23 protein-coding genes are annotated in these 25,903 nt (G+C 63.0%); 13 read left to right on the top strand and 10 right to left on the bottom strand.

The features are described 5' to 3' along the window. Positions 1–5 precede the first annotated feature (5 nt). Together NKH33_RS03985 and NKH33_RS03980 are read right to left on the bottom strand one after the other, a co-directional pair. Positions 6–821 (bottom strand): SDR family oxidoreductase, encoded by an 816-nt coding sequence (locus NKH33_RS03985; RefSeq protein ID WP_352918275.1) that lies wholly within the window; start codon positions 819–821, stop codon positions 6–8. A gap of 506 nt (positions 822–1,327) precedes the next feature. After that, on the bottom strand, positions 1,328–2,155 hold the full coding sequence (locus tag NKH33_RS03980) for a MurR/RpiR family transcriptional regulator (protein WP_352469495.1): 828 nt from the start codon (positions 2,153–2,155) through the stop codon (positions 1,328–1,330). 146 nt (positions 2,156–2,301) lie between these two features. On the opposite strand from NKH33_RS03980, the gene NKH33_RS03975 reads away from it, so the two are divergent. From NKH33_RS03975 to NKH33_RS03915, 13 genes are all read left to right on the top strand, one after another. Then, entirely contained in the window at positions 2,302–3,126 is an 825-nt protein-coding gene (locus NKH33_RS03975) for an N-formylglutamate amidohydrolase (protein ID WP_352918273.1), read from the top strand. Between the two features lie 22 nt (positions 3,127–3,148). After that, the gene (locus tag NKH33_RS03970) at positions 3,149–4,711 is read left to right on the top strand and encodes an amino acid permease (RefSeq protein WP_352539379.1); all 1,563 of its coding nucleotides are present in this window, start codon (positions 3,149–3,151) and stop codon (positions 4,709–4,711) included. Between the two features lie 100 nt (positions 4,712–4,811). Then, the gene (locus NKH33_RS03965) at positions 4,812–6,182 is read left to right on the top strand and encodes a glutamine synthetase family protein (RefSeq protein WP_352918271.1); all 1,371 of its coding nucleotides are present in this window, start codon (positions 4,812–4,814) and stop codon (positions 6,180–6,182) included. Between the two features lie 180 nt (positions 6,183–6,362). Continuing rightward, positions 6,363–7,751, top strand: a complete 1,389-nt coding sequence (locus NKH33_RS03960; protein WP_352918269.1) for an aldehyde dehydrogenase family protein — start codon at positions 6,363–6,365, stop codon at positions 7,749–7,751. A 42-nt stretch (positions 7,752–7,793) separates the two neighbouring features. After that, positions 7,794–8,279 carry a DUF2569 domain-containing protein gene (locus NKH33_RS03955; protein ID WP_352918267.1) on the top strand — a complete coding sequence of 162 codons (486 nt, stop codon included), beginning with the start codon at positions 7,794–7,796 and terminating at the stop codon, positions 8,277–8,279. A gap of 38 nt (positions 8,280–8,317) precedes the next feature. Beyond that, positions 8,318–9,490 (top strand): iron-containing alcohol dehydrogenase, encoded by a 1,173-nt coding sequence (locus NKH33_RS03950; RefSeq protein ID WP_352469501.1) that lies wholly within the window; start codon positions 8,318–8,320, stop codon positions 9,488–9,490. A gap of 242 nt (positions 9,491–9,732) precedes the next feature. Continuing rightward, positions 9,733–10,839, top strand: a complete 1,107-nt coding sequence (locus tag NKH33_RS03945; RefSeq protein ID WP_352918265.1) for an ABC transporter substrate-binding protein — start codon at positions 9,733–9,735, stop codon at positions 10,837–10,839. A gap of 64 nt (positions 10,840–10,903) precedes the next feature. Beyond that, positions 10,904–11,818, top strand: a complete 915-nt coding sequence (locus tag NKH33_RS03940; RefSeq protein WP_023675356.1) for an ABC transporter permease — start codon at positions 10,904–10,906, stop codon at positions 11,816–11,818. Next, complete coding sequence (locus NKH33_RS03935) at positions 11,815–12,606, top strand: ABC transporter permease (protein ID WP_352454042.1); 792 nt, start codon at positions 11,815–11,817, stop codon at positions 12,604–12,606. The genes NKH33_RS03940 and NKH33_RS03935 overlap by 4 nt, the downstream gene beginning before the upstream one ends. Positions 12,607–12,622: 16 nt before the next feature. After that, the gene (locus NKH33_RS03930) at positions 12,623–13,687 is read left to right on the top strand and encodes an ABC transporter ATP-binding protein (RefSeq protein ID WP_352469503.1); all 1,065 of its coding nucleotides are present in this window, start codon (positions 12,623–12,625) and stop codon (positions 13,685–13,687) included. A gap of 148 nt (positions 13,688–13,835) precedes the next feature. Then, on the top strand, positions 13,836–15,386 hold the full coding sequence (locus tag NKH33_RS03925) for a cation:proton antiporter (protein WP_352918263.1): 1,551 nt from the start codon (positions 13,836–13,838) through the stop codon (positions 15,384–15,386). An 89-nt stretch (positions 15,387–15,475) separates the two neighbouring features. Beyond that, positions 15,476–16,390, top strand: coding sequence for an endonuclease/exonuclease/phosphatase family protein (locus NKH33_RS03920; protein WP_352918261.1), 915 nt, complete (start codon positions 15,476–15,478; stop codon positions 16,388–16,390). A gap of 7 nt (positions 16,391–16,397) precedes the next feature. Further along, complete coding sequence (locus tag NKH33_RS03915) at positions 16,398–17,243, top strand: EamA family transporter (RefSeq protein WP_352918259.1); 846 nt, start codon at positions 16,398–16,400, stop codon at positions 17,241–17,243. Here NKH33_RS03915 and NKH33_RS03910 read toward each other — a convergent pair whose 3' ends face one another. The 8 genes from NKH33_RS03910 to NKH33_RS03875 form a co-directional block, all read right to left on the bottom strand. After that, entirely contained in the window at positions 17,244–17,555 is a 312-nt protein-coding gene (locus NKH33_RS03910; RefSeq protein WP_352918257.1) for a Dabb family protein, read from the bottom strand. A 10-nt stretch (positions 17,556–17,565) separates the two neighbouring features. Further along, a complete protein-coding gene (locus tag NKH33_RS03905) occupies positions 17,566–19,194 on the bottom strand; it encodes a GMC family oxidoreductase (protein ID WP_352918255.1) in 1,629 nt (542 codons plus the stop codon). Between the two features lie 12 nt (positions 19,195–19,206). Continuing rightward, positions 19,207–19,968, bottom strand: a complete 762-nt coding sequence (locus NKH33_RS03900; protein ID WP_352767106.1) for a 3-ketoacyl-ACP reductase — start codon at positions 19,966–19,968, stop codon at positions 19,207–19,209. Further along, positions 19,965–21,479, bottom strand: coding sequence for a GMC oxidoreductase (locus NKH33_RS03895; protein WP_352767108.1), 1,515 nt, complete (start codon positions 21,477–21,479; stop codon positions 19,965–19,967). The genes NKH33_RS03900 and NKH33_RS03895 overlap by 4 nt, the downstream gene beginning before the upstream one ends. 5 nt (positions 21,480–21,484) lie before the next feature. Then, positions 21,485–22,600 (bottom strand): ABC transporter ATP-binding protein, encoded by a 1,116-nt coding sequence (locus tag NKH33_RS03890; protein ID WP_023675366.1) that lies wholly within the window; start codon positions 22,598–22,600, stop codon positions 21,485–21,487. Between the two features lie 4 nt (positions 22,601–22,604). Beyond that, a complete protein-coding gene (locus tag NKH33_RS03885; protein ID WP_023675367.1) occupies positions 22,605–23,549 on the bottom strand; it encodes a carbohydrate ABC transporter permease in 945 nt (314 codons plus the stop codon). Next, on the bottom strand, positions 23,546–24,505 hold the full coding sequence (locus NKH33_RS03880; protein ID WP_023675368.1) for a carbohydrate ABC transporter permease: 960 nt from the start codon (positions 24,503–24,505) through the stop codon (positions 23,546–23,548). The genes NKH33_RS03885 and NKH33_RS03880 overlap by 4 nt, the downstream gene beginning before the upstream one ends. A gap of 144 nt (positions 24,506–24,649) precedes the next feature. Further along, positions 24,650–25,903: an ABC transporter substrate-binding protein gene (locus NKH33_RS03875; RefSeq protein ID WP_352918253.1), complete on the bottom strand. Its 1,254-nt coding sequence runs from the start codon at positions 25,901–25,903 to the stop codon at positions 24,650–24,652.

Below are 25,903 nucleotides of genomic sequence, written 5' to 3'. Positions count from 1 at the left end.
GCGTCTCATTCCTTGAACAATGTCAGCCCGTGTTGCACCGACTGCCCGCCATCGATCGGCAGGATGGCGCCGGTGACATAGCTGCCGGCCCGGCTGCACAAATAGAGCGTTGCGCCAGCAATGTCATCCGGTGCGCCGATGCGGCCGATCGGAACGTGGTTGCCGATATGTCTTGCCTGGTCTTCGGTGCCGGTGGCGAAGGCCGTCATCCGGCTCTGGAAAGGGCCAGGCGCAAAGGCGTTGACGGTGATGCGGCGGGCGGCGAACTCGATCGCCAGGATGCGCGTCAGGTGGTGAACCGCGGCCTTCGAGGCCGAGTAGGAGTAGGCATCTTCGGCCAACGGCTGCGTGCCCATCACCGATCCGAGGTTGATCACCCGGGCCGGGTCGGCATCGCTGGCGGCGGCGTCGAGCAGAGGCAGCAATTCGCGCGTCAGGTGGAAAACCGCGGTGACGTTGACGCCGAACACCTTGGCCCAGGCATGGTAGGGAAAGCTTTCCAGCGGCGCGCCCCAGGAGATGCCGGCATTGTTGACCAGGATATGCAGCCGCTCGGTCCGCGCCCTGACCTCGGCCACAAGCGCCGCAATGCCGGCCTCGCTGGAGACGTCGCCGGCAAAACCTTCCGCCCGGCCGGATGCGCCAAGTCCGTTCAACTCGCCGGCAACCTTGGCGCAGTCCTCGCCCTTGCGCGAGGCAATCATCACCGAGGCGCCGGCCATGACCAGAGCGGTCGCCGCCATGCGGCCGATGCCGGTCGCGGCGCCGGTGACCAGCGCCGTCTTGCCGGCGACTGAGAACAGCTCGTCCAGATAGCTCATCGAATTCCTCCGCGCAGTTCACCGCGCTTTGGTTCAAGGAAGCGGCTTCACGTCGACAAGGTTAGCCGAACTTCGATCATGCTTGCCATGGGTAAAGTAGCTGGAGTGGGGCACGCTTAGCGGCTGAATGGTTAAGCCCGAAATGCAAGGTGGTCATTCGGCCGTGACATGGGTCGGATGAATGATGCGGCCGTGCCCGTTAGCGAGCACCTTGGTAAGCGGTTCATTTCGCACGTGAACCAGTCGTCATTACTCCTCCGCCCAAGCCGCAGGCGGGTCTTGGGGAGTTGGGAGGTGGCCGAGCAGTGGGGCGGGACTGATATTCGCAGTCGTGGACGGGGACTATGCTGTCGGGGGGAAAGCCATGGGTAAGAAACAACGCACCGTCCTGCTGGCAGCGGTGGTTGCGACTGTCTTTGGCGTCCTTTTGCTGATCCTGATCCTGCAGATGATCAGTTTTCTAGTGGACTAGACCGAAGCGAAAGGCGTGCCTTTCCGGAGGAGCTCTACCGCAGGCTTTCCAGTTCGCGGATGCGTTTGGCGCCGTCGGCTTCGAGCTGCCTTGTGACCGCGCCGATCAGGGCTTCGGCAACGACGAAAAGCGCGGCGGATGAGTCCCAGGCCGAAGGCACGGCGGTGCGCCCGGCGATGACATGGCGGGCGAAGCGGGCGATCGGCGACAGCCACTGGTCGGTAAACAGCACGATCTGCACGCCGCGCTGGTTGGCCGTCTCGGCGAAACGGACCAAGCTGTCCTGGTAGCGCCTGATGTCGAAGATCACCAGCACGTCGCGCTTGCCCATGTCGATCAGTCGGTCGCGCCAGACGCTTTCCTGCCCGCCGAGGTGAAAAACGTTGGGCTGGATGATGGCGAGGTGGGCGGCCATGTAGCGCGCCAGCGGGTCGGTGAAGCGGCCGCCGATCAGGAATGTCTTGCCGCGCCGGTCGGCTAGCTTGGCGACGATGTCGGCAAGCTGTTTGTCCGAGAGATGCCGGAATGTCTCGCGCATGTTGTCGAGGGTCGCCTCCAGCATCGGCGACACGGCGCTGCTGCCCTGCGAGGGGGGATTGAGCGTGCGCGAAGCCGGCGACTGCAATTGTGCCGCCAGCTCGTCTTGCAGCGCCGACTGGAATTCCGGATAGTTCTGGAAGCCGAGCCGGGCGACGAAACGCAGGATCGTCGGCGATGATACGCCGGCCGTAGCCGAGAATTCGGCGACTGTCTTCAGCCCGATCAGCGGATAGCTGGCGATCAGCGCTTGCGCTGCGCGCCGCTCGCCGGCCGGCATGGTGCCGATACGGTCGGAGATCAGTTCGGCAATGCTCGAAACCATGCTTTTTCCCCACCCTGGCCGTGCCGTTAGCGCATTATCGAAATCGCGTTTGACAAAGCCGGCCAAACTGTATGAAATCATCCGCAGGGACGCAATGAGGCAAAATACGTAACATACGATACAGCGCTCCCCGGGGACAGCAGACAATGGAGACAGCACGGCCCGCCAGCCTTGCATCGCCTGAAACCGTAAGGGTGACGAACCCCGGCGGATCAAGCCCTTTCGTGCTGACCTGCGACCACGCCTCCAATTTCCTTCCACCGGAATTCGGAACGCTCGGCCTTGCCGCCGAGGAACTTTCCCGCCACATCGCCTGGGATCCCGGCGCCTTGCCGGTGGCGCGCCGCATGGCCGAGGCGCTCGATGCGACGCTGGTCGAGACCTGCATCTCGCGGCTCATCATCGACTGCAACCGCCCGCTCGACGCGCCGGACCTGATAGTGACGGTCAGCGCCAGCGAAAAAACCGTGGTCCCGGCCAACCAGGGACTTTCGGCCGACCAGCGGGAGGCGCGCATCGCGCTGGCGTGGCGACCGTTTCACGAGCGGATCGCAACGGTCATCGACGAGCGCCTGGCGGCCGGGCGGGAGACCAGGCTGGTCTCGATCCATTCCTTCACGCCGCTCTACAAAGGCAAAAGCCGGCCCTGGCACATCGGCATCATCCACGACGAGGATCGCCGGCTGGCGGCGCCGCTGATCGCGACACTGAAGCGGCTTGCCGGCGTCAGCGTCGGCGTCAACGAACCCTATTCGCCGGCCGACCGGGTCTATTTCACGCTGGAACGCCATGCGCGCTCGCGCGGGCTGGCCTGCGCAATGATTGAAATCCGCAACGACGAGATCGCCGGCGCAGCCGGGCAGCGGAAATGGGCGGATCTGCTCGCAGGTATTTTTCTCAATCTGGAGCCCGAAGCGGCCAAGGCCTCCAGACCAAGCGCAGTCGGAAAGTCAGTTCAATCGGCCAGCTAAGAAACCAAAAGGGGACTTTAAAATGGTAGCACCGGGTTACAGCGAAGTTGACAAGAAGGAGGACCTGAAAGTTCTCCACGGAATGGGCTATGCTCAGGAACTGTCGCGAAGCATGAGCCGCTTCTCGAATTTCGCGATCTCGTTCTCGATCATCTGCATCCTCTCAGGCGGCATCAATTCCTTCGCGCAGGCGACGTCGTCCATCGGTGGCGCCGGCGCTGGCATCGGCTGGATCGTCGGGTGCATGGTTTCGGGATTTTTCGCGCTCGCCATGGCCCAGATCGCCTCTGCATTTCCGACCGCCGGCGGCCTCTATCACTGGGCATCCATCCTAGGGAACCGTTTCACTGGCTGGCTCACCGCATGGCTCAATCTGCTCGGCCTGATCACCGTGCTCGGCGCCATCAACATCGGTACTGCTTTCTTCTTCGTTGGAACGTTCGGGAGCTGGTTCGGCATTACCGGTACTCCGGGCGAGATTGTCGGATTTGTCGCCGTCATCACCGCGATCCAGGCGCTCTGTAATCACTTCGGCATCAAGCTGACCGCCATGCTGACTGACGCTTCCGGCTTCCTGATCCTTGGCGCAACAGCTGTGCTGATCATTGCCTGCCTAGTGTTTGCGCCCGCAATCGACATCACGCGGCTGTGGACCTTCACCAACTATTCGGGTGATGCCGGCGGCGGTGTCTTCCCACAGTCGGATTCCATGAGCTACCTGTTCCTGCTCTGCCTGCTGCTGCCGGTCTACACCATCACCGGATATGATGCGTCGGCGCATACTTCGGAAGAAACGCTGAAGGCAGCGCATTCCGTTCCGCGGGCGATCATTTCGTCCGTGCTCTGGTCGTCGCTGATCGGCTGGGCGATGGTCTGCGCGATCGTTCTGGCAATTCCGGACCTGGCGGCAGGCGCCAAGCAGGGTTGGAGCGTATTCTTCTCGACAATGGATGCAATCCTACCGGGCTGGCTGAAAGAACTTCTCTATCTGGCAATCCTGATCTCGCAGTTCCTCTGCGGCCTCGCCACGGTGACCTCGGCCTCGCGCATGCTGTTTGCGTTCTCTCGCGACGGCGGCATGCCGGTCGGTTCGGCCGGGCTCGCCAAAGTCAGCCCAACCTGGCGCACGCCGGTCAATGCCATCTGGACCGCTGCGATCCTCGAGATCATCTATGTCTTTCTTGCCCAGTTCATTTCGATCGGCGGCACCAACATCTACACCATCGTCGTCAATTCGACGCTGGTGTTCCTGTTCCTGTCCTTCACCATTCCGATCGCGCTCGGCATGACGGCTTTCGGAACGGCGAAATGGCCGAATCCCGGCCCATGGAATCTCGGCGCCGGCCTGTTCAAGCTGTTTTGCATCCTGTCGATCATCGGCATGGCGATCATCTTCTACATCGCCATCCAGCCGCCGAACGACAAGGTGCTCTATATCACCCTGGGCTTCATCGTGCTGACCGCGGTGCTTTGGTTCGGTTTCGAGAACCGCCGCTTCCAGGGTCCGCCCATCGGCGACCAGATCGCGAAGCGCCAGGCGGCGATCAAGGCAGCCGAGATAGCTGTCGGCGAGGCCGGCGCCTGACGCTCTCTGATGAGCATGGCCGGCATCGTGCCGGCCATGGGTTTCCGTTTCCTTTTCAAAGTGACAAGCCCGAAACGACAAGCGCTGGAGTGCCAAAGGAATGGCCGGAAATTTCTCGTTCGATCAGTTGAAGCAAGCGGTCTCCGGCGGCGAGGTCGACACGGTGCTGGCCTGCATCGTCGACATGCAGGGGCGGCTCGCGGGAAAGCGGTTCCTGGCCCGCTATTTCGTCGATTCCGCGCATGACGAGACGCATGGCTGCAACTATCTCTTGGCCGCAGACATCGATATGGAACCGGTGCCCGGCTACAAGGCGGCGAGCTGGTCGAAGGGTTATGGCGATTTCGTCATGAAGCCGGACCTTGCGACGCTGCGGCGCGTTCCGTGGCTGGAGAAGACGGCGCTGGTGATCTGCGACGTGCTCGACCACCATACCCATGATGACCTGGCGCATTCGCCGCGCGCCATGCTGAAGAAGCAGGTCAAGCGGCTGCAGGATCGCGGCTATATCGGCTATTTCGCTTCCGAGCTCGAATTCTATCTGTTCAGCGAAACCTACGATTCCGCCCGCAAGAAGCACTGGCAGGGCCTCGAGACGGCATCGCCCTATATCGGCGACTACCAGATCGGCATCACCACCAAGGAAGAAGGCGTCATGCGCCGGCTGCGCAACGAGATGGAGGCGGCCGGCATCCCGATCGAGAATTCGAAGGGCGAGTGGGGGCCAGGCCAGGAAGAGATTAATGTCCGCTACGCCGAGGCGCTCGACATGGCCGACCGCCACGTCATCCTGAAGAACGGCGCCAAGGAAATCGCCGAGTCCGAAGGCAAGGCGATCTCGTTCATGGCCAAGTACAATTACGGGCTCGCCGGCAATTCCAGCCACATCCATAATTCGCTGTGGAGCGCCGACGGCAAGACGCCGTTGTTCTACGACAAAAATGCCGAGTGGACGCTGTCGGCGCTCGGCCAGCAATGGGCGGCCGGGCAGCTCAAATATGCCAAGGAATTCACCTGGTTCCTGGCGCCCTACATCAACTCCTACAAGCGCTTCCAGGCCGGCACCTTTGCGCCGACCAAGATCATGTGGAGCGAGGACAACCGCACCGCCGGTTTCCGTCTTTGCGGCGAGGGCACCAAGGGCATCCGCATGGAATGCCGCATCGGCGGCGCCGATTTGAACCCCTATCTGGCTTTCGCCGCGCTGATCGCGGCCGGGCTTGCCGGCATCGATGAAAAGCTTGAACTGCAGAAGCCCTTCGTCGGTGATGCCTACCAGGCCTCGCAGCTGCCTGAAATTCCAAAGACATTGCGCGACGCCACCGCGACGCTGGCGGAATCGAAAATGCTGAGGCAGGCGCTCGGCGACGATGTGCTGGAACATTACGTCCACACGGCACACTGGGAACAGTTCGAGTACGACCGCCGGATTACGGACTGGGAACTGCACAGGGGGTTCGAGCGGTATTGAATAATCTGGCAACGTTGGCGCCGCTCCTCACCCTCAGCCTCTCCCGTGAAGAACGGGGGAGAGGGGGCCCGGCGCTGAGCTTGTCCCTTCTCCCCGTCAGTATACGGGAAAAGGTGCCGGCAGGCGGATGAGGGGCGGCGCTAACCAACGACATTATTGTAGAATGCGAGGACCCAAGGCATGACCGAAACGGTCAAGATAAAATCCCCCGTCGACGGTTCGATCTATGCCGAACGGCCTCTTGCCACCGACCAGGCGATCGGTGCCGCGGTCGAACGTGCCAAGGCGGCGCAGGAGAAGTGGGCTGAGACGCCGGTCATCGAGCGCGGCAAATACATGCTTGCCATGCTGGAAGCGCTGGTCGCCATGACCGACGAGATCGTGCCGGAGATCGCCTGGCAGATGGGCCGGCCGGTGCGCTATGGCGGCGAGTTCGGCGGCGTCAGGGAACGCGTCAGCTACATGGTCGAGATCGCCGAGGCGGCCCTGAAGCCGGTCATGGCCTCCAATCCGAAGGACGGCTTTCGCCGCTATGTGAAGAAGGTGCCACTCGGCGTGGTCATGGTGATCGCGCCGTGGAACTATCCCTATCTCACCGCCGTCAACACCATCGTGCCGGCGCTGATGGCGGGCAGCGCTGTCATCCTCAAGCATGCGGCACAGACATTGTTGGTCGGCGAGCGGTTTCAGCAGGCGTTTGATAAGGCCGGCCTGCCCAAGGGCCTGTTCCAGAACCTCGTCCTGAACCACGCGCAGACCGAAAGGCTGCTCGGCTCCGGCAAGATCGACCATGTCAACTTCACCGGCTCGGTCGCCGGCGGCCGCGCCATCGAGAAGGCGGTGGCGGGCACCTTCATGACGCTCGGCCTCGAACTCGGCGGCAAGGATCCGGCCTATGTGCTGCCGGACGCAAAGATGGACCATGCCGTTGCCAATCTGGTCGACGGCGCTTTCTACAATTCCGGCCAGTGCTGCTGCGGCATCGAGCGCGTCTATGTGCATGAGACGGTCTACGATGAATTCGTCGAGGGCTTCATTGCCGAGACCAGGAACTACGTCGTCGGCAATCCGCTCGACCAGGCGACCACCATGGGGCCGATGGCGCAGGCGCGCTTCGCCGACCTGATCCGCGAGCAGAAGGCCGAGGCGTTGCGCAAGGGCGCCAGGGCGCACATCGATATGAAGGTGGCCAACGACAGGCAAGGTTCGCCCTATCTGGCGCCGGAAGTGCTGACCCAGGTCGACCACCAGATGAGCGTCATGCGCGAGGAAAGCTTTGGCCCGATCGTCGGCATCATGAAGGTGCGCAACGACGAGGAGGCGATCGCGCTGATGAACGACAGCCCCTATGGGCTGACGGCCTCGATCTGGACGCGCGACATTGAGCATGCGGCGGCGATCGGCGATCGTGTCGAGACCGGCACCGTGTTCATGAACCGCTGCGACTATCTCGACCCGGCGCTGGTCTGGACCGGCGTCAAGGACACCGGCAAGGGCGCGGCACTGTCGGCCATCGGCTACGATAATCTGACCAGGCCGAAATCATACCATCTGCGCGAGGTGATCTAAGGTGGCGATCGACAGGCATGCGATCGCTGTTGAGGGGGAGTAATGGCGGATACACAACAATCGGCGCTGCCAGATGGTGAGCGTCCCGAGGGTATCGGCGGATGGCTTGTCCTGCCGATGCTCGGGTTGATGCTCACGCCGATACTGGGGTTGGTACAACTGCACAATACCGACTATCTCGGCTTCGACTGGCAGGCCTTCAGTTTTTCTCAAGGTGCGCTGCTCGTTGCCGAACTGGTGACAGCAGGCGTTCTAAGCCTTACAGCCCCGGTCCTGTTATTGTTCTTCATGTTCAAGCGCTGGGAGATATTCCCGGGCTGGTACATGATTTGGGCAGTCGCGATGCCGGTATATGTCATCCTCGACCCATGGGCTGCGCATCTGGTTTTTCGCGAGAGCTTTCCAACCTTGGCTGATGCGTTCGACAGCGAAACGATGCGCGGAATTTACCGTTCCGTCTGGGCCGCAGCCATCTGGATTCCGTACATGATGCGGTCAGACCGTGTGGCCAATACCTTTGTGAATTGACGACATCCGAGAGCACGAAAGCAGTCAAGAAGGTCGAAATGACAAAACTCGTTTCCAAATGGAATTACCCGACGACCGTCCGCTTCGGCGCCGGACGCATCAAGGAGCTGCCGGAGGTGCTGGCGGCGACCGGCATCAAGCGGCCGCTGTTCGTCACCGATCCGGGACTGGCCAGGCTGCCGGTGGTGGCCTCGACGCTGAAGATCCTCGACGACGCCAAGGTGCCCTATGGCGTATTTTCCGAGGTCAAGCCGAACCCGGTGGATTCCAACCTGACCGCCGGCATTGCCGTGTTCAAGAAGGGCAAGCATGACGGCGTCATTGCCTTTGGCGGCGGCTCGGCGCTCGACCTCGGCAAGCTGATCGCCTTCCAGGCCGGGCAGACCCGGCCGGTCTGGGATTTCGAGGACGTCGGCGACTGGTGGACACGCGCCGATGCCGATGCGATCGCGCCGATCATCGCCGTGCCGACCACCGCCGGCACCGGCTCGGAAGTCGGCCGCGCCGGCGTCATCACCAATGAAGCGACCCATACCAAGAAGGTCATCTTCCATCCAAAGCTCTTGCCGGCGATCGTCATTGCCGATCCGGAGCTGTCGGTCGGTATGCCGGGCTTCATCACCGCCGGCACCGGCATGGATGCGCTCGCTCACTGTCTCGAAGCCTATTGCGCGCCGGGCTATCACCCGATGGCCGACGGCATCGCCGTGGAAGGCATAAGGCTGGTCTTCGAAAACCTGCCGAAAGCCTATGCCAACGGCAAGGATCTGGTCGCCCGCGCCAACATGATGAGCGCCGCTGCCATGGGAGCGGCCGCCTTCCAGAAAGGGCTCGGAGCGATTCATTCGCTGTCGCATCCGATCGGCGCGCTCTACGATAGCCACCACGGCATGACCAACGCCGTGTTCATGCCCTACGTGCTGGCCTTCAACCGCGAGGCGATCGAGCCGCGCATCGCCCGGCTTGCCGCCTATTGCGGCATCAAGGGCGGCTTCGACGGTTTTGCCAAGGCGATCATCAAGCTGCGCAAGGAGCTCAAGGTGCCGCATGCGCTGCCCGGCCTGATCAAGGGGCTCGACATGGACAAGAAGCGCAAGGGCCTGATTGCCGACATGGCGGTGGTCGATCCGACCGCCGGCGGCAACCCGGTCAAGCTGACCAAGAAGGCGGCGCTGACGCTGCTCGAAAACGCCATCGCCGGCACCGTCTGAGACAATTTTCGCATCGGAAATCGACTTGGGAAAAGAGGCAAAGGAAAGGGGGAAAGATGAAAGGCAAGATCGAAACTAGTTAGCCGGAAAAAGAATCGCGAAGCGATTGCTACAGCCGGTTAAAAAGAGTTTACTTTTTCATACTGCGGGGCATCGCTTTCACAAAGCTTTCATCTGGCTGTCACACGAAAACGATACCGCATCGCAGGCGTCCAACGGCGTCAGTTCAACGGAGAGAACACATGTTCAAATTCACGGGAAAACTGCTTTCCCTTTCGGCCGTCGCCCTGATGGCGACCTCTGCCATCTCGTCGGCCCAGTCCATGGATGAACTGGTCGCCGCAGCCAAGGCTGAAGGCCAGCTCACCACCATCGCGCTGCCGCATGACTGGTGCGGCTACGGCGCGGTCATCGACGGCTTCAAGGCAAAATATCCGGGGATCACCGTCAACGAGCTCAACCCCGATGCCGGCTCCGGCGACGAGGTCGAGGCGATCAAGGCCAACAAGGACAACAAGGGCCCGCAAGCGCCCGACGTCATCGACGTCGGCCTGAGCTTCGGCCCGACCGCCAAGAAGGATGGCCTGATCCAGGCTTATAAAGTATCAACCTGGGACTCGATCCCGGACAGCGCCAAGGATGCCGAAGGCTTTTGGACCGGCGACTACTACGGCGTGCTTTCGTTTCTGGTGAACAAGGACCTGGTCAAGGAAGCGCCGGCCGACTGGGCCGATCTGCTGAAGCCGGAATTCGCCAATACCGTGGCGCTCGCCGGCGACCCGCGTGCTTCGAACCAGGCCATCCAGGCAGTCTATGCCGCCGGCCTTTCCGGCGGTGCGGCTGCCGGCGAAGCCGCCGGCGCGGCTGGTCTCGACTTCTTCAAGAAGCTCAACGCCGCCGGCAATTTCGTGCCGGTCATCGGCAAGCCCGCGACGCTTGCTCAAGGCCAGACGCCAATCCTGGTGACCTGGGATTATAACGCGCTTGCCGGCCGTGATACGCTGAAGGGCAATCCGCCGGTCGACGTCGTCGTGCCGAAGACCGGTGTCGTCGCCGGCGTCTATGTTCAGGCGATCAGCGCCTATGCGCCGCACCCGAATGCTGCCAAGCTGTGGCTGGAATATCTCTATTCCGACGAAGGCCAGATCGGCTGGCTGAAGGGCTATTGTCACCCGATCCGCTTCAACGACCTCGCCAAGAATGGCAAGCTCCCGGCTGACGTGATGGCCAAGCTGCCGCCGGCCGAGTCCTATGCAGCCGCGGTGTTCCCGACGCTCGACGAGCAGGGCAAGGCCAAGGAAGCCATCACCAAGAACTGGGATGCCGTCGTCGGCGCCAACGTCAAGTAAGACTTGAGATCAGCCGGGCGGCTTAGATCGCCGCCCGGCATACCTCCAGGACGGTAGCCGGCGCATGACCGATATCTCGTTGTCCGATCACGCTGTTGCCGGGAAGACCGCGCCTCCTGCCGACGCCCGCAGCATGCGGCTGCCGACGCAATGGCTTGGCGTTGCGCCTTTCTTCATCTTCGCCATCATGTTCTTGATCCTGCCGACGCTCTATCTGATGCTGGGCGCATTCCGGAACGATGCCGGCGAATTCACTTTCGAAAACATAGCGGCCTTGGCGCAGCCGTCGATCGTTGCCGCCTACTGGATCTCAATCAAGGTCAGCCTCGCCTCGTCGCTGATCGGTGCTTTCGCGGGACTTGCCATTGCCATCGCCATCGTGCGCGGCGGGCTGCCGGAGTGGATACGCTCGGCGACACTGACCTTTTCCGGCGTGGCCTCCAATTTTGCCGGCGTGCCGCTGGCCTTCGCCTTTCTCGCGACGCTCGGCCGGCTCGGGCTCGCCACGGTGCTGCTCAACGTCTTGGTCGGCTTCAACATTTATGCCCATGGTTTCAACATCCTGTCGTTCTGGGGCCTGACGCTGACCTATGTCTATTTCCAGATCCCGCTGATGGTGGTGATCATCGTGCCGGCGATCGATGGGCTGAAGAAGGAATGGGGCGAAGCGGCGGCAACGCTTGGCGCGACCCAGGCGCAGTTCTGGCGCATGGTCGTCATTCCGGTGATCTGGCCAAGTTTCCTCGGCACCGTCATCCTCTTGTTCGCCAACGCCTTCGGTGCCATCGCCACCGCTTACGCTCTGACCGGCTCCTCGCTTAACATCGTCCCTATCCTGCTCTACGCGCAGATCCGCGGTGACGTGCTGCACAATGCCCATCTCGGCTACGCCATCGCCTTCGGCATGATCGTCATCACTGGGCTGGCCAATGTCTTCTACATCTGGTTCCGGACGCGCTCTGAGAGGTGGCTCAAATGAAGTCCGGCAGATTCTGGGCCTGGATCGTCTTCGCGCTGGGCGCGGCCTATTTCTTCATTCCGCTGATCGCGACCGTGGAATTCTCCATGCGCATGCGGCGCGGCGCGTATTCCTTCGATGCCTATCAGGTCGTGCTCGGCGATCCCCGCTTCCAGGCGACCTTCATCTATTCGGTGGTCGCAGCCATCTTCACCATCGTCCTTGGCGTGCTGGTGGTGGTGCCGGCGGCGTACTGGATTCGTCTGCGGCTGCCGCAGATCAGGCCCGTCGTCGAGTTCATCACGCTGCTGCCGCTGGTCATTCCGGCCATCGTTATCGTCTTCGGCTACATCAGAATGTACGGGTCGAACTCACCGCTGCCGTTCCTGGCCAGCGAGACAGGAGCCAATGCCTTGCTGGTCATCGGTTATGCGACGCTGGCGCTGCCTTATATGTATCGCGCCGTCGATACCGGGCTTCGCACCATCGATGTACGAACACTGACCGAGGCGGCACAGATTCTGGGCGCCGGCTGGGGCACGATCATCACTCGGGTCATCCTGCCCAACGTGCTGATCGCGGTGCTGTCGGGCGCCTTCCTGACCTTCGCCATCGTCATCGGCGAATTCACCATGGCCAGCCTGCTCAACCGGCCTGCTTTCGGACCCTATCTGCAGAACGTCGGCGCCAATCGCGCCTATGAGCCGGCGGCGCTTGCCATCATCGCCTTTGCCATTACCTGGGGCTGCATGTCGCTGATCCAGATCCTGTCGCGCTTCGCGCCGCGATCGGCGAACCGTCCGAACTGACCCGAAGGAAAAAGCCATGGCCGAGCCATTCCTCTCAATCCAGCATGTGCAGAAATCCTTCGGCGCCGCCATTGTGGTGCAGGATTTCAACCTCGACGTCGAGCCGGGCGAATTCGTCTCCTTTCTCGGACCGTCGGGCTGCGGCAAGACGACGGTGCTGCGCATGGTCGCCGGTTTCGAAGAGCCATCCGCCGGCAAGATCGTCGTGGCCGGCAAGGACGTCACCCGGCTCAAGCCCAACCAGCGCAACATCGGCATGGTGTTCCAGGCCTATGCGCTGTTTCCGAACCTCACCGTGGCGCAGAATATCGGCTTCGGGCTGAAGGTCGCCGGTATGCCGAAGGCCGATGCCGACAGGCGCGTTGCCGAGATGCTCGACATCATCAAGCTGCCGCAGATGGGCGACCGCTATCCCTACCAACTGTCCGGCGGCCAGCAGCAGCGCATCGCGCTGGCGCGGGCGATTGCGCCCAAGCCGAAACTGCTGCTGCTCGACGAGCCGCTGTCGGCGCTCGACGCCAAGGTGCGCGTGTCGCTGCGCGAGGAAATCCGCTCGATCCAGAAGAAGCTCGGCATCACCACCATCTTCGTCACCCACGACCAGGAAGAGGCGCTGTCGATCTCCGACCGCATCGCCGTCATGTATGGCGGCAAGGCCGAGCAGGTCGGCACGCCGTTCGAGATCTACAACCGGCCGGCAACCAAATTCGTCGCCAATTTCGTCGGCACGCTGAACGTGCTCGAAGGCACGGTCACCGACGCCGCTTCGGGCAAGGTGCGCGTCAACTCGCAAGAGGTCTCGCTCAAGGGCAAGCTCAACGGCTCGAAATCCGGCGACACGCTGTCGCTGGCGTTGCGGCCCGAGGCGATCTCGCTCGGCCGACACCCCGGTCGCGATTCCAGCCTTTGGGGCGAAATCGCCGAGGTGCATTTCCTCGGCTCGGTCATCCGGGTTCGCGTCGGCATCGGCGGCAGCACGGTCTCGCTCGACACGTTCAACAGTCCGGCCACACCGCCGCCGGCCGTCGGCGAAAAGGCCGAGATTTCGTTCTCGTCGGGCGACATGCTGGTGCTGCATTAGGAGAAGAGTGAATAGTGAACAGTGAATAGTAAGAATGCGCTTTACGCGCCGAAATTGCTCTGCACGCAGCCATTCACCATTCACGAACAGCCAAAGCCGTCGTCGTTTTTGCAGTGCCAATCGACCGGCTTCACCGCTACGATAAGGCATGGCGCTTTTTGAACTCACCCTTGTCCTGCTTCTCATCGCGGTCGCCCTGACCGCGCTGTCGCGGCGTCTGCAGATTCCCTATCCGTCATTGCTGGCGCTGGCCGGCGCCGGCATCGCCTTCCTGCCGTTTGCCCCGACCATCGAGATCGACCCGGGGCTGGCGCTCGCTCTGTTCATCGCGCCGGTTCTGCTCGACGCGGCCTATGACACGTCGCTGCGCGATCTCAACCGCTACAAGGTTTCGCTCATCCTGCTGGCGCTTGGCGCCGTCATCTTCACCACCGTGACGGTCGCGCTGGTCGGCTGGACGATGGCAGACCTGCCCATTGCCGCGGCCATAGCGCTCGGCGCGATCGTGGCGCCGCCCGATGCGGTGGCGGCGGCGGCCGTGCTCGGACAGTTCAAGGTGCCGCACCGCATCACCGCCATCCTGGAAGGCGAGAGCCTGCTCAACGACGCCACGGCGCTGTTGATCTACAGGATGTCGGTTTCCGCAGCCGCCGGCTCCATCCTGTTGAGCAGTGCCGTTCCAATGATCCTGCTGTCGACGGTCGGCAGCCTTGCCGCAGGCTATGTGCTCGGCCGGTTGTCTCTCGCCATACTCGGCCGCATCGACGACCCGGCGAGCGGCACCGTGGTGCAATTCGCCTCAACCTTCGGCGTCTGGATCCTGGCCGACAGGATAGGGCTTTCCGCCATCATCACGATCGTCGTCTATGCCATGACGATCGCACGTACATCGCCGCGCCGCATGCCGGCAAGGAATCGTGTCAGCTCCTACTCGGTCTGGGAGACGGCGGTGTTCGTGCTCAACGTGCTGGCCTTCGTTCTGATGGGCCTGCAAGCGCGGTCCATCGTCGGGCGACTTGCCGAGCAAGGACAAAGCGAGGCGTTCGTCTTTGCCCTGGCTGTGCTGGCCGTCGTCATCGTATCACGGCTCGTCTGGGTTCTGGGCTGCGGCGCGATCCTCAGAGCGCTGGCCCGTCTGGGCGACGAGGACAGGCGGAAGGACGCACCGACATTCCGCGGCGGCGTGCTCATCGGCTGGTGCGGCATGCGTGGTCTGGTGACGCTTGCGGCAGCCTTCGCCTTGCCGGCCGACTTTCCGGGCCGTGATCCGATCGTGCTCGCCGCTTTCACGGTCGTGCTCGGCACGTTGGTGCTGCAAGGCGTCAGCCTGAAACCGTTGCTGCTTCTGCTCAATCTCGACCTCGACCGGACGGTCGACCGGGAGGTGGCGCAGGCGCGCGTCGCCATCATGCAGGCGGCGCTGGACGTGCTCAGCGGCAAGACATCGAGCGCGGCCGGGGCGGTGCGAGAGCAATATGCCGCCCAGCGCGCCATCGCCGAAAACCCCGAGGATGCCCAGGCGGCGACCGAGTATGACAGATTGCGTCTCTACGCCATCAAGAGCCAGCGCGATGCGCTGGAGCGTTTGCGCATCGACGGAACGATCGGCGACGAAGCCTACCACCGCCTTGAGGAAGAAATCGACTGGTCGGAACTGGCAGCATCCCCGCCCGGTCGGTTCCAGCCGCTGACCACTTAGCATCTGGCCCAAGCTCCCTCCGCCCGGCTGCACATTGCAAGGCTGTCAGCGAACGGCTACTGCCAGCAGGAAACTGAGCCGAATAAGCAATGAAGCTGGTCAGCTATAACATCCAGTATGGCTTCGGCAGCGATGGCCGCTACGACCTGGCGCGTTGCGCCAAGGTCGTGGCCGGCGCCGACATCATCGCCTTGCAGGAGGTGGAACGGCACTGGTTGCGCAGCAACGAGGACGACCAGCCGGAACTTCTTTCGCAATTTCTGCCCGACTACCATTGGGTCTACGGGCCGGCCTTCGACATGGATGCCAGCCACCGGCGTGTAGGCCGCATCGTCAACCGGCGGCGGCAATTCGGCACCATGGTTCTGTCGAAGCTTCCGATCGTCTGGTCGCGGCTGCATACGCTGCCGCTCAGGCGCACGCTGCGGCCGCTCAACACCCGCAATGCCGCACTCGAATGCATGATCCGCACCCCTGCCGGTCCGGTGCGGGTGCTGTCGTTGCATCTGGCGCATATCGCGGCCGAGGAGCGGCTGGAGCAGATCGACTATTTGCTCGCCGAGCATCGCCGTGCGCCGTCCCAGGGCGGTCCATGGAGCGGCGCTGACGACGAGCCGGCGCGCAACTGGAGCAATGGCGAACAGGAGCCAGAAAACCCCGTAGCGGCGATCTGGTTGGGCGACTTCAACATGGAGCCGGACAGCGCCGAGTACCGGCGCCTTATCGGCAGCGCGCCCTATCATCGCGGTGCCGCCTATCTCGACGGTTTTGTCGATGCCGCCGCCGTCGCAATGGAACCGACAGCGGATTTCCACACCCATGTGAAGACTATCGATGGCAGGCTGGCAAAGCGCCGGCTCGACCATTGCTTCGTCGGCGGCATGTTTGCCGGGCGCGTGCGCTCGGTCAGCGCCGATATCGGCCAAATCGCTTCCGACCATTTTCCGCTCTGGGTCGATATCGACCTGGAGACGCCGATCGTCATCGGGACGGGCGGCGGATGAACCGCCGATGAGCCTGTTTGTCTTTTTCGCGGTGCTCGCCGCCGCTTCCATGCATGCGATCTGGAACGCGCTGGTCAAGGTCCACCTCGACCGTTTCCTGTCGATCACACTGATGACGCTCGGCATGGGTGCCGCTGCGCTGGTGACGTTGCCTTTCGTCGAGGTGCCGAAGCCGGAAGTGTGGCCATACATCCTCGCCTCGGTTGTCTTCCACATGGGCTACAGGACGTTCCTGATCGGCGCCTACAAGACCGGCGATTTCGCCCAGACCTATCCGCTGGCGCGCGGCACCGCGCCATTGCTGGCCGCTTTGGGGGGCGTTGTGGTGGTTGCCGAGATGCCGGCGCCGCTCGCCATTCTCGGCATCCTCTTGTTGTCGGCGGGCACGCTGGTGCTGTCGTTTCGCGGCGGCGCGCATCTGGAGAAATTGAACCTGCGCGCCGTCGGTTTCGCGTTGGGCACATCGATCTTCATCGCCAGCTACACGCTGTCGGACGGCAGCGGCGCGCGGCTGGCCGCCACCGCGTCGAGTTATGCCGCCTGGCTGTTCGTCTGCGATGCGCTGTGGGCGCTGGTGCTATGCGTCGTCTTTCGCGGCCCACAGGCGCTGCCGGTGCTGGCGCGCGACTGGAAGGCCGGAACCTATACCGGCGTGCTCAGCGGCGGCGCCTACTGGATCGTGATGTGGGCGATGACCAAGGCGCCGATCGCCTCGGTGGCGTCGCTGCGCGAAACATCGATCCTGTTCGCCATGATGATCTCGGTGTTCGCGCTCGGCGAGAAGATGACGGCATGGCGAGGTGCCGCGGTGCTTAGCATCGTTGCCGGCGTCGTTGCGCTGAGAATGGGATAGTCACGCGATCTCCAGATCAAACACCATCAGCCCGTCGGGGCCGCCTTCGAGCGCCGCGACCAGTTTTGCGCCGGCTCGCTGATGCGCTTCATGCTCCAGATAGGCATCGCGTGCCGCAGGGTCGCGAAAGTCGATGGTGAAGCCGTGCGTGAAGCCGCGGGCGAAGGGTTCCGGGCTGGTATTGGCGCTGAATTCGACCTTGCCCATGCCGTCGATCACCGCCCGCAACGCTTCGAGATCGGCATGGATTGCCGCGCGCTCGGCGTCGGCGACATCGTTGCGAAATCTGACGAAGACACAGTGCCTGATCATTCTTTGTCCCTCATGCTGCTCGGTTGGTGGAAAACACCGCCGGCGGCAGCGGCTCGCGGCCAAGGATCAGATCGGCGCCTTTTTCGCCAATCATGATCGTCGGGGCATTGGTGTTGGAGGAGGGGATGCGCGGCATCACCGAGGCGTCGCAGACGCGCAGGCCCTCGATACCGCGCAGCCTGAGATCTGGCGTTACCACGCTCATCGCATCGTGGCCCATGCGGCAGGTGCCGACCGGGTGGTGGTCGGTCTTGGAACTGCGGCAAGCGTAGTCGAACAGCTCGTCGCCGCTCTGCAGGTCGGGTCCCGGCAGTACCTCGCGCAGCACAAAGGGGGCCAGCGCCTTCTGCCGCATGATCTCGCGCGCCAGCCTCAACCCCTTGATCGACATGTCGCGGTCATAGGAATCGGACCAATAATTCGGATCGATCAGCGGGCGGTCGGCCGGATCGGCACTGTTCAGCCGCACGGTGCCGCGCGAGCGCGGGCGCAGGAACGCCGAGTTCAGTGTCACGCCCGGATTGTTCAGCTTCTCGACGCCGGCCTCGATGCCGGAGCCGAGGCCGAGATGCAGCTGGATATCGGGAGAGGCGGCGGTCGGATCGGCGTACCAGAAGCCGCCGGTCTCGAACAGGCTGGAGGCTACCGGGCCTTTCTTCAGGAGCAGATACTGCAGCCCGGCCCACGCCGTCCAGTGCAGCTTGGCGTAGTTGTCGTAGGTGTGATCGCCGGTGCATTCGGCGATGACGAACAGGTCGAGATGATCCTGCAGGTTGGAGCCGACGCCGGGCAGATCGTGCACCGGTGTCACGCCGACCGCCTTCAGATGGTCGGCCGGGCCGATGCCCGACTGCAGCAAAAGCTTCGGCGAGCCGATGGCGCCGGACGAGACGATCACCTCGCGCTCGGCGCGCAGGATCGTTGGCTGGCCGCCCGGCCTGTCGACGATCTCGACGCCGACGGCGCGGCCCTTGTCGACGACGATGCGCGTCACCAGAACGCCGGTCCTGACGGTGAGATTCTTTCGCTCGCGGATCGGCCGGAGATAGGCGACAGAGGCGGAGGAGCGCTTCGCGTCCTTCTGCGTCAGCTGATAATAACCGACGCCCTCCTGGGCTACCCCGTTGAAGTCGGGATTGAAGGGGATGCCCATCTCCTGTCCGGCACGGAAATAGGCCTCGCAGATCGGCAGCGGCGCGATCGGGTTCGATACGCCGAGCGGGCCTTGGTCGCCGTGGAAATCGTTGGCATAACGCTGGTTGTTCTCCGCGCGCTTGAAATAGGGCAGCACGTCGCGATAGCCCCAGCCGGCAAGGCCTTCTTCCTTCTCCCAGGCGTCGTAGTCGCGGGCGTTGCCGCGCGTGTAGATCTGGGCGTTGATCGAAGAGCCGCCACCGATCACCTTGGCCTGCGTGTATCGGAAGACACGGTCCTGCATGTGCTTTTGCGGCACCGTCGACCAGCCCCAGGCGGCGATGCCCTTGGTCATCTTGGCGAAACCGGCCGGCATGTGGATCAACGGATGCCAGTCCTTGCCGCCGGCTTCGAGCAGCAGCACCTGATGCGACGGATCTTCGCTCAGCCGGTTGGCGAGTACGCACCCGGCCGGGCCGGCGCCGACGATTATGTAGTCGGTCATGGCATCACCTGTTCATAGCCTCGGCACCGACAGCGCGCCGTCGATATTGATGACCGAGCCGGTCGAAAAGCCGAACTTGCCGCCGGCGAGCGCCGCCACGGCGGCACCGATATCTTCGCTCTCGCCCCAGCGCATCGCCGGCACCAGCCCGCCGTCGATCAGCCCGTCATATTTGGCGGTCACACCGGCGGTCATGTCGGTGCGGATGATGCCCGGGCGCACCTCGAACACGGCGATATTTTCGGCGGCGAGCCGCAGTGCCAGGTTCTTCACCCACATCGAAAGCCCAGCCTTGGAGATGCAGTAATCGGAACGTTCCGGCGAGGCCATGGCGGCGCTGACCGAAGTGATGGTGATGATCGATCTCGCACCATCGCTTGGCAGGCCGAGCATCGCTTTGGCGACGGCCTGGCTGAGGAATACGGTGCCGCGCAGATTGATGCCGAGCACCCGGTCGAAATTTTCCGGCTTGAGCTCGAGCAGATCGCCGCGCAGGACAGTGCCGATGCCGGCATTGTTGACCAGGCAGTCGATGCGGCCGAAGGCGCTTGTCGCGGCATCAATCAGCGCTGCGTGGCCGTCGAGGTCGGCGATGTCGCCGCTGACATAGGCGAATTTCGCGCCGCGCCCGGTGATGTCGGCGGCGAGCCCGTCTGCGGCTTCGTCAGCAAGGTCGGCGACCAGAATATCGAAGCCGGCGCTGGCCAGCGCCTCGGCACAGGCAAGGCCGATGCCGCGCGCGCCGCCGGTGACGATCGCTGCCGGGCGGCTCATGTTGCAAGCTCCGTCTTGCGGATATGATCGGCGACGCGCAGCGCCTGTGCGGCGATCGACAGCGCCGGATTGACGGCGGCCGAATTCGGCAGGAAGCCAGCATCGACGACGAACAAATTGCTGTGGTCGAAGGAGCGGCAGAACGGATCCAGCGGCGAGGTCGCTGGATCGTTGCCCATCTTCACCGTGCCGCACTGATGTGAGGGCGTGCGCTTGTCAAACGGCCGTGACAGGACGATCGGATAGCCGCAGGCGCGGAAATTCTCGCGCATCACCTTGGTCAGTCCGTCGAGCGACTGCATGTTGGAGCGCCGCCACTGCATGACGATGTCCTTGCCGTCGACCATGATGCGGCTCTCGGGATCGGGCAGGTCCTCGCACATCAGATACCAGTCGACGGCGTGGCCGGCCATGAAATCCAGCGCGAATTTGGGCGCGCGCCTGACATTGGCCTTGAGGATGTTGCCGTCGATCTTGCCTAGAAGCTGGACGTTGCCGAGCGGTTTGCCGCCCTTGCCGTCGGACAGATAATAATCGTTCAGCATCAGCGTCTTCTGGTAGACGGACTTGTTCCTGCGGCGCGGATCGATCGCCAGCATGGCGCTCGAATTGTGGTTCATGAAGTTGCGGCCGACCTGGTCGGAACGGTTGGCCAGGCCTTTGCCACCGCCTCTGCCCTGAGGGGTGGGCGAGCGCAGCAGGATGGCGGCGGAATTGACTGCGCCGGCCGACAGGATGACCAGCTTCGGCGCGACTTTCTTCAGCGTACCGTTCTGTCGATAATGGACGGCGATGATTGTCCTCGCATCCGGCGATGCCTCGAGATATTCGACATGGGCGCCGGTCTCGAGCTTGATCTTCTGGTCGGCAAGGGCGGCGGCCAGCGGTCCCGTTTGGGCGTCGACCTTGCCGGTCCCGGTGTTGGGAAACGCGTCCCACGGCGTGCTGCCGTCTTTCAGCCAGGCTTCGATGTCGACGCCGAGCGGCAGCGATGCCGGATGCAGGCCTAGGCTCTTCAACTCGGCGCGCGCACGCGCGATCGACGGCTCGTCTGGTACCGGCCCGAAAGGGTAGGGCGTAGAGTGGAACGGCTCGGTCGGGTCTTCGCCGAGTGCACCGCGCACGCGGAAAAGTTGCTCGGCCCTGGAATACCAGGGCTCGAATTCCTCGTAGGAAAACGGCCAGGCCGGCGAGACGCCGCCATAGTGCTCCATCTCCGAAAAGTCTTCCCTGCGGTAGCGGATCAGCACCGCGCCGTAGAATTTCGAATTGCCGCCGACATAGTAGTAATTGCCCGGGTTGAAAGGCGCTCCGCCGGCCTCGAGCCACATCTCCTTCGGCCGATAATGACCATCGACGAAGATTGCGTGGGTGTCGCGTGTGTGCGGCGTTGCCGGCAGTGGTTCGCCACGCTCCAGCATCAGGATCGAGGCGCCACCGCCGGCAAGGCCGGAGGCGATCGTGGCGCCGCCTATACCGGAGCCGATGATGACGATGTCGGGATTTGTCATGGCCGTTAGACGATGCGTTTCTCGGTCGCCGGATCGAAGAACACCGCCTTGGTCAGGTTGAAGGCGAGCGGCGTGACCGTGCCGGGCTGGATTTTGGCATCGGCGCGCAGCCGCGCCACCACCGCCTTGCCGCCGAGATTGGTGACCGCGAACGTATCCGAGCCGGCCGGCTCGATGACCTCGATGTGACAGTCGGCGCGGGCGATGTTCGAGGCGTTGCGTTCGGCACCCTCGGGATCGGTCAGTGCTTCCGGGCGGACGCCGAAGATGATCGGTTTTCCCTGGAATGCCGACAGGCCGGCCGGCGCATTGCCCAGCGGCAGCGAGATCGGCTGGCGCGCCTCGCGCTCCATGACGACGGAGAAGCCGCTGCCGTTGCTGCCGATCGTCGCCGGGATCAGGTTCATCGCCGGCGAGCCCATGAAGTCGGCAACAAACAGGTTGACCGGATTGTTATAGATTTCGGCTGGCGTGCCGAACTGCTGCACCTCGCCGTCGCGCATCACCGCGATCTTGGTGGCCAGCGTCATCGCCTCGATCTGGTCGTGGGTGACGTAGACGATGGTGGTGCCGGTGGTGGCATGCAGGCGCTTGATCTCGATGCGCATGTCGACACGCAGCTTGGCATCGAGATTGGACAAAGGCTCGTCGAACAGGAACAGCTTTGGATCACGCACCAGCGCCCGGCCCATGGCAACGCGCTGGCGCTGGCCGCCGGAGAGCTGGCTTGGCTTGCGCTTCAGCAGATGGCCGATCTGCAGGACCTTCGCCACCTTGTCGATTGCCTTCTGGCGCTCGCCGGCCGGCACGCCGCGCATCTCCATGCCGAAGGCGATATTGCCGGCAACCGTCATGTTCGGATAGAGCGCGTAGCTCTGGAAGACCATGGCGATGTCGCGCTTGGAGGGGTGGAGATCGTTGATCGTGCGTCCGTCGACGCGGATTTCCCCTTCGGTGATGGTTTCCAGGCCGGCAATAGTGTTGAGCAGCGTGGACTTGCCGCAACCGGAAGGCCCGACCAGCACGAGGAAGCCGCCCTTTTCCAGGTCGAGGTCGATGCCTTTCAGGATCTCGACCGCTCCGAAACGCTTCTTCAGCCCGTCAATTTCCAGAAAAGCCATGCGATTATCCTTTGACGGCGCCGGCCATCAGGCCGCGCACGAAATAGCGGCCGGCGAGCACGTATACGAGGAGCGTCGGCAGCGCGGCGATCATCGCCGCCGCCATGTTGACGTTGTATTCGACGACGCCGGTCGAGGTGTTGACGACATTGTTCAGCGCCACCGTCATCGGCATCACGTCGCCTGAGCCGGCATAGGCGGAAGCGAAGAGGAAGTCGTTCCAGATGTTGGTGAACTGGTAGATCACCGTCACCACGATGATCGGCAGCGAGTTGGGCAGCATGATGCGCCGGAAGATCTGGAAGAAGCTGGCGCCGTCGATCTGCGCCGCCTTCACCAGTTCGTTCGGAAACGCTTCGTAATAATTGCGGAAGAACAGGGTGGTGAATCCGATGCCGTAGACGACGTGAACGAACACCAGATTCACGGTCGGATTGCCGAAGCCGAAGGTGAGGCCGGTCGCGTTCTGCAGCTTGACGCCGAACCGGCCGAGGCTGCCGAGGATCGTTGCCATCGGCAAGAGGACGGACTGGAACGGAATGAAGCAGGCAAACAGCATCAGCCCGAACACCAGCGTCGCCCCGCGAAAGCGCCACTTCGTCAGCACATAGCCGTTGAGCGCACCGAGCAGGGTCGAGATGATGACGGCCGGAACCACCATCTTGATCGAGTTCCAGAAATAACCCTTCATGCCGACGCAGGTGAGACCCGAGCAAACCTCGCTCCACGCCCTTATCCAAGGTGCGAAGGTCGGCTCCTGCGGCAGCGCCAGCATGTTGCCGTTCTGGATTTCGTCCATGGTCTTGAACGAGGTCACAAGCATGACGAACAGCGGCATCAGATAGAACAGCGCGAACAGCGCCAGCAGCCCGTAGATGACAATACGGTTGACCGTCCTGGCGCTGATACCGCCAGTGCTCTGGCGAGCAGGAGTGGCCACGGCGCTCATCGCGGCTTCTCCCGAAGCTCGGAATAGAGATAGGGAACGATGATCGCGGTGATGGTCATCAGCATGATCACGGCGCTGGCCGAGCCGACGGCCATCTCGTTGCGCTTGAAGGTGTACTCATACATGAAGTTGGACGGCAGCCAGGCCGAACCGCCCGGCCCGCCGCTGGTCAGCGCGACCACCAGATCGTAGGATTTGATGGCGAGATGCGCGAGGACGATCAAGGCGGACAGGAAGATCGGCCGCAGCAGCGGGATGACGATGCGACGGTAGAGCTGGAAGGTGGTGGCGCCGTCGATCTGCGCCGCCTTCAGGATCTCGCCGTCGATGCCGCGCAGGCCGGCCAGGAACATCGCCATGATGAAGCCCGACGCCTGCCAGACGCCGGCGATGACCACCGTGTAGATGACGAAATCCTTGTTCTTGATCCAGTCGAAATGGAAGCTCGTCCAGCCCCATTGGTGCAGTGTCTGCTCGAGGCCGAGGCCGGGGTCCAGAAACCATTTCCAGGCAACGCCGGTGACGATGAACGACAGTGCCATCGGGTAGAGGTAGATCGGCCGCAGCACACCTTCGCCGCGGATCTTCTGGTCGAGCAGGATCGCCAGGAACAGGCCGAGCGCCAGGCAGATGGAAATGTAGAGGAAGCCGAAAATCCCCATATTGGTGATCGACGTGTACCAGGAGGACGGCGGATCGCTTTCGAAAGTCCAGCGCCATAGCCGCTGATAGGCGCGTGGCCCGGTGATCGCATAGGAGGGAAAGGTCTTGGAATTGGTGAAGGACAGATAGATCGTCCACAGGATGAAGCCGTAGACGAAGACGATTGTGGCGGCGAAGCTCGGCGCCAGCACGAGCTTCGGCAGCGCGTCCTGAAGGCGCGAGCGCACCGTGGCGCCCGGACGGGCATCGTGCTCCGGCGTCAGCGTGATACTGGTTTCAGCAACTGTGCTCATCTGTCCATTCCGTATGGCGGGTCCGGAATTCTGCTGTCTCGGGCTCTGCGGCACGAAAGCGTGCCGGTCGGCGCAACCGCAAAACATCGCCGCAGGGGATCTCCCCGGCTTGCGCCGGGGAGATCATTCACATGGGCGGGTGCCTTACTTGGCGTCTTCGATCGCGCTGACCAGTTGGGTCACGGCCTCGTCCGAGGTCTTGATCTGGCCGTGCACGAATTTCGAGACGACATCCTTGTAGGCGTTGGCAACCGCGGGAGGCGCGCCATAGCCCTGCGCCAGCGAACCGAACAGCGTGCCGCGTTCATTGGCGGCCTTCAGGTCGGCCATGCCCTTCTTGCCGCAAGCGTCGAAATCGGTGTCCGGCACGTCGGTGCGGGCCGGAACAGACCCCTTGACGACGTTGAAGGCCGACTGGAAGCTCTTCGACAGCGTGGCGGTGGCCAGGGCGATCTGGGCGGCCTTGCGGTCCTCCGGAACGTTGAACATGCCGAACATGTCGGAGTTGTAGACGACGCTGCCGTCGGTGCCCGGGAAGCGGTAGCACAGGAAGTCGGTGCCCGGGACCTTCTTGGCGGCGTTGAATTCGCCCTTGGCCCAGTCACCCATCACCTGCACCAGCGCATCGCCCTTGATGACCATGGCGGTGGCGAGGTTCCAGTCCCGGCCCGAGAAGTTCGGGTCGACATAGGTGACGAGCTTGGCGAGATTGTCGAACGACTTCTTCATCGTGTCGGACTTCAGCGACTCCTCGTCGAGGTCGTTGAAGGCCTTCTTGTAGAACTCAGGCCCGCCGGTCGACAGCACGACTGAGTCGAACATTGTCGCTTCCTGCCAGTTCTGGCCGCCCAGCGCGAGCGGGATGACGCCCGCCGCCTTGGCTTTGTCCAGCAACGCAATGAAGTCGTCGAAGGTCTTGGGCTCGGTGCCGCCGATCTTGTCCATCACCGCCTTGTTGATCCATAGCCAGTTGACCGAGTGGACATTGACCGGAGCCGCGACCCACTTGCCGTCATAGACGGAGAATTTCTGCAGGGCCGCGGGAACGGACTTGTCCCAGCCTTCCTTTATCGCCGTCTCGGTCAGGTCGCCCATAACGCCGGCTGCGGCGTAATCGAGCACGGTATAGCCAAGCATCTGCGAGGCGGTCGGGTAGTTGCCCGCTGCCACCATCGCCTTCAGCGCGGTCATGGCAGCGTCGCCGCCGCCGCCGGCCACCGGCACGTCCTTCCAGGCAAAGCCTTCCTTGGCCAGATCCTGCTTGAGCACGTTCAGAGCGGCAGCTTCGCCGCCCGACGTCCACCAATGCAGCATCTGGACTTCCTTGACGTCCTCGGCATGGGCCGCGAACGCAACGCCCGATGCGAGAGCCGTCCCGATAAGCAGTTTGCGCAACAT

It is taken from the genome of Mesorhizobium sp. M1182, from assembly GCF_040318335.1.
Lineage (GTDB): Bacteria > Pseudomonadota > Alphaproteobacteria > Rhizobiales > Rhizobiaceae > Mesorhizobium.
This window is presented reverse-complemented; position numbering and strand designations above follow the sequence as displayed.